Annotated in this window: 14 protein-coding genes; 4 read left to right on the top strand and 10 right to left on the bottom strand. The window is 43.9% G+C overall.

The annotated features are described in order from the left end of the window. Nucleotides 1–5 precede the first annotated feature (5 nt). Both RG608_RS09075 and RG608_RS09070 read right to left on the bottom strand, forming a co-directional pair. The gene (locus RG608_RS09075; RefSeq protein WP_308946875.1) at nt 6–638 is read right to left on the bottom strand and encodes a Pr6Pr family membrane protein; all 633 of its coding nucleotides are present in this window, start codon (nt 636–638) and stop codon (nt 6–8) included. A 7-nt stretch (nt 639–645) separates the two neighbouring features. Continuing rightward, nucleotides 646–984, bottom strand: a complete 339-nt coding sequence (locus tag RG608_RS09070; protein ID WP_002897401.1) for a zinc ribbon domain-containing protein YjdM — start codon at nt 982–984, stop codon at nt 646–648. A gap of 274 nt (nt 985–1,258) precedes the next feature. Here RG608_RS09070 and RG608_RS09065 point away from each other — a divergent pair, with 274 nt between their 5' ends. Further along, nucleotides 1,259–1,783: an ECF transporter S component gene (locus tag RG608_RS09065; protein ID WP_308946874.1), complete on the top strand. Its 525-nt coding sequence runs from the start codon at nt 1,259–1,261 to the stop codon at nt 1,781–1,783. A 20-nt stretch (nt 1,784–1,803) separates the two neighbouring features. Then, a complete protein-coding gene (locus RG608_RS09060) occupies nt 1,804–2,334 on the top strand; it encodes a transcription repressor NadR (RefSeq protein ID WP_308946873.1) in 531 nt (176 codons plus the stop codon). Between the two features lie 47 nt (nt 2,335–2,381). Here the strand turns inward: RG608_RS09060 and RG608_RS09055 are convergent, their stop codons facing one another. The 8 genes from RG608_RS09055 to RG608_RS09020 form a co-directional block, all read right to left on the bottom strand. Beyond that, nucleotides 2,382–2,849, bottom strand: a complete 468-nt coding sequence (locus RG608_RS09055) for an 8-oxo-dGTP diphosphatase (protein ID WP_308946872.1) — start codon at nt 2,847–2,849, stop codon at nt 2,382–2,384. A gap of 23 nt (nt 2,850–2,872) precedes the next feature. Continuing rightward, complete coding sequence (locus tag RG608_RS09050) at nt 2,873–3,316, bottom strand: hypothetical protein (RefSeq protein WP_308946871.1); 444 nt, start codon at nt 3,314–3,316, stop codon at nt 2,873–2,875. Next, the gene (locus RG608_RS09045) at nt 3,294–3,830 is read right to left on the bottom strand and encodes a hypothetical protein (protein WP_308946870.1); all 537 of its coding nucleotides are present in this window, start codon (nt 3,828–3,830) and stop codon (nt 3,294–3,296) included. The genes RG608_RS09050 and RG608_RS09045 overlap by 23 nt, the downstream gene beginning before the upstream one ends. Next, nucleotides 3,820–4,365 (bottom strand): DUF1697 domain-containing protein, encoded by a 546-nt coding sequence (locus RG608_RS09040; RefSeq protein ID WP_308946868.1) that lies wholly within the window; start codon nt 4,363–4,365, stop codon nt 3,820–3,822. The genes RG608_RS09045 and RG608_RS09040 overlap by 11 nt, the downstream gene beginning before the upstream one ends. A 36-nt stretch (nt 4,366–4,401) precedes the next feature. Continuing rightward, on the bottom strand, nt 4,402–4,899 hold the full coding sequence (locus RG608_RS09035; RefSeq protein WP_308946867.1) for a GNAT family N-acetyltransferase: 498 nt from the start codon (nt 4,897–4,899) through the stop codon (nt 4,402–4,404). A gap of 22 nt (nt 4,900–4,921) precedes the next feature. Further along, nucleotides 4,922–6,910: an excinuclease ABC subunit UvrB gene (gene uvrB / locus RG608_RS09030; protein ID WP_308946866.1), complete on the bottom strand. Its 1,989-nt coding sequence runs from the start codon at nt 6,908–6,910 to the stop codon at nt 4,922–4,924. A gap of 158 nt (nt 6,911–7,068) precedes the next feature. Then, nucleotides 7,069–8,016 (bottom strand): CPBP family intramembrane glutamic endopeptidase, encoded by a 948-nt coding sequence (locus tag RG608_RS09025; RefSeq protein ID WP_268687523.1) that lies wholly within the window; start codon nt 8,014–8,016, stop codon nt 7,069–7,071. Nucleotides 8,017–8,092: 76 nt separating this feature from the next. After that, nucleotides 8,093–9,028 carry a CPBP family intramembrane glutamic endopeptidase gene (locus tag RG608_RS09020; RefSeq protein WP_268687524.1) on the bottom strand — a complete coding sequence of 312 codons (936 nt, stop codon included), beginning with the start codon at nt 9,026–9,028 and terminating at the stop codon, nt 8,093–8,095. 194 nt (nt 9,029–9,222) lie between these two features. Between RG608_RS09020 and RG608_RS09015 the strand changes: the two genes are divergently transcribed. Then, nucleotides 9,223–11,391 (top strand): ABC transporter substrate-binding protein/permease, encoded by a 2,169-nt coding sequence (locus tag RG608_RS09015; protein ID WP_268687525.1) that lies wholly within the window; start codon nt 9,223–9,225, stop codon nt 11,389–11,391. Then, the gene (locus RG608_RS09010) at nt 11,391–12,131 is read left to right on the top strand and encodes an amino acid ABC transporter ATP-binding protein (protein ID WP_268687526.1); all 741 of its coding nucleotides are present in this window, start codon (nt 11,391–11,393) and stop codon (nt 12,129–12,131) included. The genes RG608_RS09015 and RG608_RS09010 overlap by 1 nt, the downstream gene beginning before the upstream one ends. The last annotated feature ends 57 nt before the right edge of the window (nt 12,132–12,188 follow it).

The raw sequence follows: 12,188 nt of genomic DNA, 5'->3' as shown, positions 1-12,188 counted from the left end.
TGTCTCTAAGAAGTCTTCTTTTTTGAGAATGAGATGGATTTTATCCCGTAAAAGACAAAACCAAAAACAAGATAGGCTGCAAAGATAATCAGACACATCTGGATGACATAAGGCCAGCCTTTCTTAAAGACATTGAGGAAAAAGTAAGGAAATGGATTGTCCTTGGATCTTGGAATATCTATTTTCAAGAAAAAGCCATTAAAGAGAGCAAAGGCCATGTAGACCAAAGGCACACTTGTCCAAGAAATCGGATCAAACCAGCGGTACTGACGCGATTTGTCAAAGATTACTGTATCCAGAAGAAACGCCAAGGGTACTATATAATGACATAAAAAATTCTCTAGGCGGTAAAAATCTGTCGCAATTGGGGCTAGCAAGAGGTGATAAACGACACAAGTAATCATGATGGACATGGTCACCCCGCCCTTGATTCGCAAGATTTTCGGAGCCTTCCAAGCATCGCCAGGTCTCATCATCAGATAGCCCAGATAACCCGTAAAGAGCAGGACCAAGAGATTGGACAAAACCGTATAGTACATGAGCATGCCCACGCCATACTTAGTGATTTCCAGATACACACCCAAAAAGGCCAGGATAAAAAGAATAATTCGATAAATTAAGATAAAACGACGATTCATAGAGACCTCAAATTTTCTTAACAAACTCTGACTTGAGCTTCATCGCACCGAAGCCGTCAATCTTACAGTCGATATTATGGTCGCCTTCTACGATGCGGATATTTTTCACGCGCGTTCCCTGCTTGAGATCCTTAGGTGCTCCTTTGACCTTCAGGTCCTTAATCAAGGTAACTGTGTCGCCATCAGCCAGCTTATTGCCATTAGCATCGATCGCTACTGGTCCTTCTTCTGCTTCTTGGACCTCAGCTGGATTCCATTCATAGGCGCACTCTGGGCAGACCAAGAGCGTTCCATCTTCGTAGACATACTCTGAATTACATTTGGGGCAGTTTGGTAGGTTGTTCATTTTTTCTCCATTTCTAGTCAAGGCTGCTAAATTCCTATACCAGCCTTCTATATATGATTAAGCTCTTCTTTCATTTTTCAAGTCCATCAGAACACTAACCAATGTGAAGGTCAACTCAATTCTAAAAATCTAGTTTGCTCCTATTTCCACACCTTTCTAGTATAAGCTATTTTAAGCATTTTGACAAATCTCTTTTAGGATTTCCTACAGGTCTTGACCTTTCTGCAAAAACAGTGTACTATACTAGTGTATATACAGATAAAAAGGAGTCACTATGAAACCAAAATCTAAAAATCAGTTTATGACACTGACCGCTTTTTTGACTGCACTAGCTATTGTTATCCCGCTGGTTATGCCAATTAAAATTGTCATTCCGCCCGCTTCCTTCACCTTAGCCAGCCACGTCGCTATCTTTCTGGCTATGTTTATTTCCCCTCTCATGACGGTGATTGTCGTGATTGGTTCTGCCATTGGATTTGGAATGTCCGGACTTCCTTTTATCATCACGCTCAGAGCCTTGTCCCACTTGCTCTTTGGTATCATCGGCGCTCTTTATTTGCAAAAGCACCCGGAAACACTGGACAGCCAGAAGAAGACTTGGATATTTAATTTCCTACTGGCCTTGATTCATGCCTTTGGCGAAGTGGTCGTCTGTATCCTCTTTTACACAACATCTGCCTATCCGGCTAATGCTTTCTATATCTTATTTGGATTGGTTGGACTTGGTACGATCATCCATAGTATGGTCGACTTTGTCATTGCTAAGTTCATCTATCAAGCGCTGAAAAAGATTCGCTAGAGCTTGAAGATTCCTGACTTTTGGTTTACAATGAAGCTATGACCAAGCAAAGACGAGAAGAACTATTAGACCTTTTGAAAACATCATCTGCTGCCCTCAATGGCCAGTCACTTGCTGAACATTTCCATGTGACCAGGCAGATTATCGTGCAAGATATTGCCCTCTTGCGGGCTGATGGTGCCCCCATCCTCTCAACCAATCGTGGCTATCTTTATAAAGACCACCAAGAAAACGCTGCTGTTCATCAGCTCTTCAAGGTTCAGCATAGGGCTGAGGATATGGAAGCTGAGCTGCTGGCTATCGTGGACAATGGTGGCCGCGTACAGACTATTTTGATTGAGCATCCAGTTTACGGCGAAATCCAGACTTACCTGAAGCTGACCTGCCGCCGAGATGTCCAACATTTTCTCCAACAGGTCGCATCCTGTGCCTTTCGCCCCTTATCTGAGCTGACAGATGGAGTCCACTATCACCTAGTACAAGCCGACTCCCAGCAGGATTTGGATTATGTAGAAGCTGCCTTGAGGGACCTAGGATTTTTACAGGAATGAATAACAAGAAAAAAAAGACTGATTAGACACCAACCTAGTCAGTCTTTTTAGTACATACTCTTGCGCCAACCGCCTTCGATGCGCTCGTGATAGTAATATTCGGATAATTCCTCATCTTCCATCATTCGTAGAAGTTCTAGCATACCGTAAGCCAAGTCCAGCTGTGGCAGGCTACCCTTGTCTACCCAAGAAATCTCGCCCTCTTCTGTCGAATGAATCTGACCAGAGAATTCAGTCGCTTTGTAGCAAAAGACGATGTAGCGAATCCCTTCATCCGTATGCCAGTTCTTAACTCCGACCAGTTTTGGATGACTAATAGTCAAACCCGTTTCCTCTAAAATCTCACGGACAACCGAATCATGGAGAGACTCGCCCTTCTCAATATGCCCACCAGGAAAGGCATATCCAGACCAACGATAGCGCTCAGGAGAGCGATATTGCATTAGAAGTTTACCGCGCGACACATCTTCAACAAGGCAGATGTTTGTTAGGATTGTTTCTTGGGAACGTGACATGGATTCACTCGCTTTCTAAGTTATTAAAACATATCTTCGTTATATTTCACTTCTGACTTCATGACAAAAGGATTAATCAATTCATGATGCTCATAGGTACTATGGACCACAAAACCTCTGACAATGATGATTTCTTTATCTTGTATATGATAGTCTATATTGATAGGCATGGCTGGATTCGGAATGATTGACAAAGCAAAGAATGCCGAAAACCAAAGATAAAGTGCCACTAGTGCACTGAATAATTCAAAAATGAGGTGATACCAATGAAAATCTCTTATCCTAAAAAAGACTATCCAAGAATGGATAAAGAAGGTCAAACAAAGAATAAAAAACCAGCTATTCCACAAGACCGGAGTAAAGGATAGACCAAAAGCTAACAAAATCAAATGAAGAATGACAAAGGTTATCAAGGACAGATAGAGTGTTTTAAATGAAAATAATTTAGACAGATTTTCTTTTGTCATGATTTTTCCTCTTTTTTTCATTATATTTCAAAATCAACATCGTTAATGCTGGTATAAAGAAAAAGATTAGATAGGTAGCAATCGGAAACCAGACATAGCGAGGATTCAGGTTCCACAATGGTGGCAGAAACCCCTCTCCGTCTTCTAATTCTATTCCTACAAAATAATGCAAAAGAAAACCTAGACCATTAAGATAAAGAAAAAATTCTGAAAAACCTTTTAGTGTGTTGAGCCCTTCTTCTCTTAGACTTCCAAACCAGGAATAATATGGAAGAACAATCAAGAGTGTCAAATTTAAATATAAAGGGCTAATATATTTAAACTCATGAAGCGGAGCAGGAATGCTCTCATTACCAAAAGTTAAATATCCCACACCAATCGCAACAACTATTAAGACTAAAAAATTTAAAAAAGCTTCTACTACCCGATGTTTTTCCAACCAAAGACTAAACTTATTCCCCTGAACTTTTACTTTTCTTTTGTTTTTATTTTTCTTTTTGGTTTTAATTTTCATTCACCAACTCCATAATCTTCTGGAAAGTCTTGCCGTTTCGGATGGTTAGTTGTTTGTAGAAACTAGATTTGAGCAGTTTCTTATGGTAGTTGGATTTGAGATAGTCCGCTTGGTCAGCATTGCTATAAAAGAAAGCTGTCTGCCCGAAATGTAGCTGCTCCTTGTCATTCGCCCAGCTGCCTGCTAGCTCTTGAACACTCTCCCTATCTGTCTCCGGCAGATAAAAGAGAACATCTCGCCGAAAAGCTGTTTCATCCTGCCACCAAGTAGGCAGATTTGCTGTTTCTTTTTGAAGCATGGCAGAGCTGACAAGGACGAAAGGTAGAGGGAAATCGTAAGACCGACTGAAATAAGCCGACAATATATCCCGAATCCTCTCCTCTTGCTCCTCGCTATCAAAGAAAAGATTGCCGCTGTTTATGTAGGAAACTGGATTTTCAAAACCCAACCCAACTAAATCTTTCTTCAAATCAGCCATAACGACCTTGTTTTTCCTGCCGACATTAATGCCGCGGAGTAAAAGCGCATAACGCATATAATGCTCCTTACAAATATATCTATTATTTCCAAACTAACTGTTAGAGTTTTTCGAGTAAATCATCCGTTTTTCTTTCACAGCTTTTCCTAGGTCAATGATCTTTTCCTCGCCGTCAAAAACAAAACCCATTTTTTCATAAAAGGCGATGGCACGTTTGTTATTTTCTAAAACCCATAATACAGTCTCTTGATAATTATCCAAGGCAGCAAAAGCTGCCTGCATGAGCTGCCGTCCTACACCCTTGCCATAATAATCTTTTAAGACATACAAGGCGAAAATTTCACCCGCTATCGTAGCTGAATCTCGAAAATCACCGTAGCTAACAAAGCCAACCACTTTAGCATCATCCAAGGCAATCAAGGTATTCTCAGGATACTTTTGACTATAAAACCGGCACTTATCCAAAGTCATCTGCTCTTGAAATTCCGCGGGCAAGATGCCATCATAAGATTCACGCCATGTCTGCCAATGAACTCGGGATTTCCCTTCTATCTCCTCAGCTGTTTTCATTGCTTTGATAGTGATGACCATTTGTTTTTCTCCTTGATATCCCTTAATCCATCGCCTTTATTTCCAGAATCATATCGCGAATCTGTGCTGCCAGCTCGAAGTCCAGAAGTCCGGCCGCTTCTTGCATCTGACCTTCGAGTTTCTTAATCATGTCCTTGCGTTCTTGCTTGTTGAGGCTTTCGATTTCGACGGTTTCTTCCTTGTCTGGCAGGGCTGCCTTGGTCACGCTAATTAGGTCACGGATTTCTTTCTTGATGGTCTGCGGTACAATGCCATGCTCTTCATTATATGCCATCTGGATTGCCCGACGGCGGGCAGTTTCATCGATAGCTCGCTGCATGGACTGGGTCATGGTGTCCGCATACATAATCACATGCCCCCCACTGTTGCGGGCTGCCCGGCCAATGGTCTGGATCAGGCCACGTTCATTGCGCAGAAAACCTTCCTTATCCGCATCAAGAATGGCTACTAGACTAACTTCCGGCACGTCGATTCCCTCGCGCAGCAGGTTAATCCCAACCAGAACGTCAAAGACACCCAAGCGCAAATCACGGATAATCTCGGTCCGTTCCAAGGTCTTAATGTCCGAGTGCATGTACTTGACCTTGACACCCATTTCCTTGAAGTAGTCCGTCAAGTCTTCCGCCATCTTCTTGGTCAGGGTTGTGATAAAGGTCCGCTCATTCTTCTCCGCACGCGCAGTAATTTCTCCCAAAAGGTCATCAATCTGCCCCATGGTTGGGCGGACTTCTACTTCTGGATCCAAAAGCCCTGTCGGTCGGATAATCTGCTCAATAACAGTATCCGTCTGTTCATTTTCATAGTCTCCCGGCGTAGCCGATACATAGACAATCTGGTGAACATGGCTTTCAAATTCTTCTCGTCGCAGCGGACGGTTGTCCAAGGCAGACGGCAGGCGGAAACCATAATTAACCAGCATCTCCTTACGAGAGCGGTCGCCATTGTACATGCCCCGAATCTGTCCCATGGTCATATGACTCTCATCAATCATAATCAAGAAATCATCAGGGAAAAAATCCAGAAGGGTATAAGGAGGCTCTCCTTCGCTTCGACCATCCATGTGGCGAGAATAGTTCTCAACACCATTCGTATAACCCATTTCACGCAGCATTTCGATATCGTACTCTGTGCGCTGCTTCAAGCGCTGAGCCTCCAGAAGTTTGCCTTCCTTCTCAAAGATAGCCAGCTGTTCCTCCAGCTCCGCCTGAATCTTGGCAATGGCTACTTCCATGTGGTCTTCATTGGTTACGAAGTGAGTGGCTGGGAAGATGGCCAAATGGTCCACCTCACCCAAAACTCGCCCTGTCAAGGCTTCGACCTCACGAATCCGGTCAATCTCATCTCCGAAAAACTCCACCCGAAAGGCATGCTCATCACGAGAAGCTGGGAAAATCTCCACCACATCGCCACGAACTCGGAATTTCCCCCGCTGAAAATCAATGTCATTGCGCTCAAACTGGATATCAACCAAGTCATTGAGCAACTTGTCACGAGAAATCTCTAGTCCAGGACGCAGGCTAACCACGCTGTCGGAGTATTCCTTAGGCGATCCCAGACCATAGATACAAGATACCGAAGCCACGACAATCACATCGTTACGCTCCAAGAGGGCTGATGTCGCTGAGTGACGGAGCTTGTCAATCTCGTCATTGACCGAGCTATCCTTTTCGATATAGGTATCGCTGGAAGGCACATAGGCTTCAGGCTGGTAGTAATCATAGTAGGAAACGAAGTATTCCACAGCGTTATTGGGGAAGAACTCCTTGAACTCACCATAAAGTTGGCCGGCCAGCGTTTTATTATGGGCGATAACCAGAGTCGGCTTGTTGACCTGAGCAATAACCTGACTCATGGTATAGGTCTTACCAGTACCAGTCGCCCCCATGAGAATCTGGGCCTTCTCGCCTCCCTCGATATTGTCCACCAGCTGCTCGATAGCCTGGGGCTGGTCACCTGAAGGCTCATACTTGGAAACCAATTCAAATTTATTATCTGTTATTCTGTTAATCATCTTTTATTCCTTAAATTGTGCTTCTATCATTTTACCATATTTGCCCTATTTTCTCTGGATTTGGGTGTAGGTAGAATGGCCACGCTTCTACCATCGTCTGTCCCATGTCACACATCTCGTTAAAAGACAAAAAAGCCCAGCTCAACTGGGCGAAATGGTTATTTCTTAAAGATCAGCGCTTGAGGCAGGCGATTTTCTTTCTTGAGTGACCAGTAAAGATAGGCAATGCAGCCAATCAAGACGATACTGGCAAAAATAGATCCTTCAGCACCAAAAGCCCCACCGGATAGCAAATCCACAGAAGATTGCGAGCTATAGTTCAAGATTGAGGTAGATGCTCCTTGACCACTGACCTGAATACCGTAGATATTTCCTTGCACAAAATTCCAAGCGCCGTGCATACCAGCCAGTACCCACATATTGTCATACTTGAGCATAAGGAAACAAGCAAAGATACCGTCTAGTATGATATTGACAATAGAAAGAATGCTCACACCAGGGTTAAAGAGGTGCAGAGCCCCAAATAGAGCGCTAGAAATCAAGATACCAATGAAGATATTTGACTTATCGCTAACTGCTGGAAAGAGCCAACCACGCGTCACTAGCTCTTCTGTCCCACCTTGGAGAATCCAGAAAGGAATGATAGCTACAACAAAAATCAAAGACTGCAAGCTAACCTGACCTAATTTCAGACTGCCTGTCCCTGTAACCAAGAGCAAGACCACAACCATTGAAAACTGAACTGCTCCGATAAGGAAGCCTTTGAGGAGATTTTTGAACCAGTCTTGTTTATAGAATCCCAGACTAGAAAAAGGACGCTTCTCACGATATCGAACCCAGAGAAAGACAACAAGAGCGATAAAAAAGAAAGTAAATAGTTCAAAAAATAGACTATAGTGACGGAAAAACTCCATAAGTGCTGCTTGGCCGCCAGTGGGATTTGTCGCACGGAACAAAATACCAATAACAAGCCCAATCGGAAACATTCCGAACATTCCAGCAAAACGACCTACATAAACAAAACCAATAGCAATCAAGATAGCCAACCAAATCGGCGGAATATAACGTGATTGCTTGATAGCATCTAACATACGAGATTTAAACATATCATTATTCCTTTCCTTGTTTGAATTTATTATAGCATATTATTTTAGGGCGAGCAAAAGAAAGCTGTTCGCATAGTTATTCTGTCTTTCCCACTATCTCTGTCAAGCTACCGTCTTTTTTCATCTTGATAAGCAAGTAAAAAACGGCCAGCAAGAGAACAAGCGAGCTGAAAATAGAAGCTTCAGCGCCGAAAGCTCCACCAGTTAGCCAACTCTGGTCCGACTTTGGAATAAAGTTCAGGACTGCCGCGTCAACGCCAGTACCACTAACGCTGAAACCGTAGATATTGCCTTGGCTAAAGTTCCAAGCAGCATGAAGTCCTATAATCCCCCAGACATTGTCCGTCTGAAGCAGATAGAAACTTGCAAAGAGGCCAAATAAGGCAATGTTAAGAATAGGAAGAATACCAATATCTGGATTGCCCAGATGCAAGAGGGCAAAGAGCAGGCTCGAAGTTAGCAAACCGATGGGCAGGTTGGTCTTTTTGACAGCAACTGGCAGCAGCCAAGCTCGTGTCACTAGCTCTTCTGCTCCCCCTTGAATCATCCAGAACGGAAGCAAAATCAGGATATAGAGGAAAGGTTCCAGCGTCAGCTGTCCCCATTCAAAAGAGCCGGCTCCGCTCAACAGCATAAGCAGAGCGACTAGACTAAAGAGGAGAAAGCCTACTGCCAATCCTTTGACCAGCTCCACCAAGCTTCCTTTTTTGACAAAACCTAGAGTCGCGAGCGGTCGTCTTTCAGCCCAGCGCACCCAAAGAAAGAGAGCCAGTATCATAAATACAAAGCCGAACAAGAGAAAAGGCAGGGCAAAATTGAAGAAGATTTCAAAGAATCCACCTTGCCCTAAGAAACCGATCATAAGACTGAGGACAGCCGAAATTGGCTCCAAAGCCAGATAGGCCAATTGTTGTCCTCCTTGCACGAAAACAACTGCCAGTAAAAGAGACAAAATATAAGGAGAAACAAAGCGAGCTTGATTGACTCCGTCCAAGATACGTGATTTTTTCATAAGAACCTCATTCTATCCTTGCTTTCATTTATTTCCAGTATAGCAGACTTTACGCTAAGAACAAAGAAAAGATGCGGCTCAACTTACAAAAACAAAGAGTTTGTATGTCAGAAAACCTAACATAAAAACAGGAGAAATTTGCCTAATCAGTGTTTTTTTGCTATAATGCTAGAATGCTAAAAAGGAGGAAGAAAATGAAGAAAAAATTCTTAGCAGTCTTGCTAACATTATTTCCATTTTTTGCGTTAGGGGTGACAGCCCAGGCAGATACGGTCAAAATCGTATCTGATACTGCTTACGCACCATTTGAATTTAAAGATTCTGATCAGACTTACAAGGGGATTGACGTTGATATCATCAACAAGGTCGCAGAAATCAAAGGCTGGGACATTGACATGAGCTTCCCGGGCTTCGATGCAGCTGTCAATGCGGTCCAAGCTGGCCAGGCGGATGCCATCATGGCTGGTATGACCAAGACAAGCGAGCGTGAAAAAGTCTTTACCATGTCTGATACCTACTATGACACTAAGGTCGTTATCGCGACGACCAAGGCAAACACCATCAGCAAATATGAACAGCTGAAAGGGAAGAAAGTCGGTGTCAAAACCGGTACAGCTGCCCAACGTTTCCTTGAGAAGAACAAGGATAAGTACGGCTTCACTCTCAAAACCTTTGACACAGGTGACTTGATGTATAATAGCCTTTCTGCTGGTGATGTCGATGCAGTGATGGATGATCAGCCGGTCATTGAGTACGCCATCAATCAAGGTCAAAACTTGAAAATTTCTATGAAGGGTGAGGCTGTTGGAAGCTTTGCTTTTGGTGTCAAAAAAGGCAGCAAGCACGAGCACTTAGTTACTGAGTTTAACGAGGCTTTGGCACAGATGAAGGAAGACGGCAGTCTGGATGAAATCATTAATAAATGGACGGCTTCTAAAGGCAGCTCTGACTCCGCCGTTCCAGAGACTTCTACTCCTGCTGGTCAAAAAGCTACTCCGACAAAAGACAAATACATTATTGCCAGCGACTCATCTTTTGCTCCTTTTGTTTTCCAAGATGACAGCAACCAATATACTGGTATTGACATGGAGCTGATTAAGGCTATTGCCAAGGACCAAGGCTTTACTGTGGAAGTAACTAACCCTGGCTTTGATGCAGCTATCAATAGCGTTCAGACCGGTCAGGCTGACGGAATTATCGCCGGCATGTCTGTCACCGATGCCCGCAAGAAAACTTTTGATTATTCGGATCCTTACTATACAGCCAACTCTATCTTGGCAGTCAAGGACAGCAGCAATATCAAGTCCTACGAGGAACTCAAGGGCAAAACCGTCGGTGTCAAAACTGGTACCGCTTCTCAGACTTTCCTTGAAGAAAACAAGAGCAAGTACGGCTACTCTATTAAAACATTCTCAGATGCAGCTTCCATGTATGACAGCCTTAATACTGGCTCTGTCGCAGCTGTGATGGATGATGAGCCCGTTGTCAAATACGCTATCAAACAAGGCAAGAAGCTTAAAACACCTATCGAAGGTACACCAAGCGGCCAAGTCGCTTTCGCAGTTAAAAAAGGCAGCAATCCTGAGCTGATTGAGATGTTTAACAATGGGCTGGCCAACCTGAAAGAAAGCGGCAAGTACCAAGAAATTTTAGACAAGTATCTGGCTAGCGAAGAAAAAGAATCCACTGTAGATGAGTCCACTATTTGGGGCTTGCTGCAAAACAATTACCAAGAACTTCTTAAAGGTCTGGGAGTGACGATTGCTTTGGCTCTGATTTCATTTGCGATTGCTTTGGTCATCGGGATTATCTTTGGTATGTTCAGCGTAAGCCCTTATAAACCGCTGCGTTGGATTGCAGAAATCTTTGTCGATGTCATTCGTGGTATTCCACTGATGATTGTGGCAGCCTTTATCTTCTGGGGGATTCCTAACCTAATCGAATCCATGACTGGTCAACAAAGCCCAATCAATGCTTTCGTTGCAGGAACCATCGCCCTCTCTCTCAATGCTGGCGCCTATATCGCTGAAATTGTACGCGGGGGTATCCAAGCCGTTCCAGTTGGACAGATGGAAGCTAGCCGCAGCTTGGGGATTTCCTACTCAAAGACCATGCGCAAGATTATCCTACCACAGGCAACCAAGATTATGCTGCCAAACTTTGTCAATCAGTTTGTCATCGCACTCAAGGATACAACCATAGTTTCAGCCATTGGACTGGCCGAGCTTTTCAAAACTGGTAAGGACATCATCGCCCGCAACTATCAGAGTTTCCGCATGTATGCTATCCTAGCCGTGCTCTATCTCATCATTATCACGCTCTTGACCCGCTTGGCAAAACGCTTAGAAAAGAGGATTAAGTAATGGCAAAATTAAAAATCGATGTGAATGATCTTCATAAATATTACGGGGAAAACGAAGTCCTAAAGGGAATTACTGCTAAATTTTACGAGGGCGATGTGGTCTGCATCATAGGTCCTTCTGGATCTGGCAAGTCAACCTTCCTGCGCAGCCTCAATCTGCTAGAGGAAGTGACCAGCGGGACTATCACGGTTGATGGCTTTGATCTGACGGACAAAAAGACTGACGTGGATCTGGTCCGTGAAAATATCGGTATGGTCTTCCAGCACTTCAACCTCTTCCCGCACATGACCGTTCTGGAAAATATCACCTTTGCTCCTGTTGAGCACAAGCGCTTGACCCAAGACGAAGCAAATAAGCTGGGTATGGAGCTTTTGGAAAAGGTCGGCTTAGCTGATAAGGCAGATGCCAGCCCTGACAGCTTATCGGGCGGTCAAAAGCAACGGGTAGCTATTGCTCGCGGTCTGGCCATGAATCCAGACATCATGCTCTTTGACGAGCCGACTTCTGCTCTTGACCCCGAAATGGTCGGCGACGTTCTCAATGTTATGAAGGATCTGGCTCAGCAAGGTATGACCATGCTGATTGTGACCCATGAGATGGGCTTTGCCCGTCAAGTGGCCAACCGCGCTATCTTTACCGCTGATGGTGAATTCCTAGAAGACGGCAAGCCTGACCAAATCTTTGACAATCCACAGCATCCACGTCTCAAGGATTTCCTAGACAAGGTGCTGAATGTATAAACACAAACGAAGAGCCAGCTTATATGCCGGCTCTTTTCTTGTTTCAAAATTTTTAAA

Source organism: Streptococcus sp. IsoGale022 (genome assembly GCF_031142805.1).
Classification (GTDB): domain Bacteria; phylum Bacillota; class Bacilli; order Lactobacillales; family Streptococcaceae; genus Streptococcus; species Streptococcus sanguinis_A.
Note: the sequence above shows the minus strand (reverse complement) of the source record. Positions and strands in the feature narration are given on the sequence as shown.

Coding starts and splice junctions, on each gene's coding strand:
- RG608_RS09040 (WP_308946868.1), bottom strand. CDS start 4,365: ATGCGTTATGCGCTTTTACTCCGCGGCATTAATGTCGGCAGGAAAAAC.
- RG608_RS09010 (WP_268687526.1), top strand. CDS start 11,391: ATGGCAAAATTAAAAATCGATGTGAATGATCTTCATAAATATTACGGG.
- RG608_RS09025 (WP_268687523.1), bottom strand. CDS start 8,016: ATGTTTAAATCTCGTATGTTAGATGCTATCAAGCAATCACGTTATATT.
- RG608_RS09035 (WP_308946867.1), bottom strand. CDS start 4,899: ATGGTCATCACTATCAAAGCAATGAAAACAGCTGAGGAGATAGAAGGG.
- RG608_RS09070 (WP_002897401.1), bottom strand. CDS start 984: ATGAACAACCTACCAAACTGCCCCAAATGTAATTCAGAGTATGTCTAC.
- RG608_RS09055 (WP_308946872.1), bottom strand. CDS start 2,849: ATGTCACGTTCCCAAGAAACAATCCTAACAAACATCTGCCTTGTTGAA.
- RG608_RS09065 (WP_308946874.1), top strand. CDS start 1,259: ATGAAACCAAAATCTAAAAATCAGTTTATGACACTGACCGCTTTTTTG.
- RG608_RS09045 (WP_308946870.1), bottom strand. CDS start 3,830: ATGAAAATTAAAACCAAAAAGAAAAATAAAAACAAAAGAAAAGTAAAA.
- RG608_RS09050 (WP_308946871.1), bottom strand. CDS start 3,316: ATGACAAAAGAAAATCTGTCTAAATTATTTTCATTTAAAACACTCTAT.
- RG608_RS09020 (WP_268687524.1), bottom strand. CDS start 9,028: ATGAAAAAATCACGTATCTTGGACGGAGTCAATCAAGCTCGCTTTGTT.
- RG608_RS09075 (WP_308946875.1), bottom strand. CDS start 638: ATGAATCGTCGTTTTATCTTAATTTATCGAATTATTCTTTTTATCCTG.
- RG608_RS09015 (WP_268687525.1), top strand. CDS start 9,223: ATGAAGAAAAAATTCTTAGCAGTCTTGCTAACATTATTTCCATTTTTT.
- uvrB (WP_308946866.1), bottom strand. CDS start 6,910: ATGATTAACAGAATAACAGATAATAAATTTGAATTGGTTTCCAAGTAT.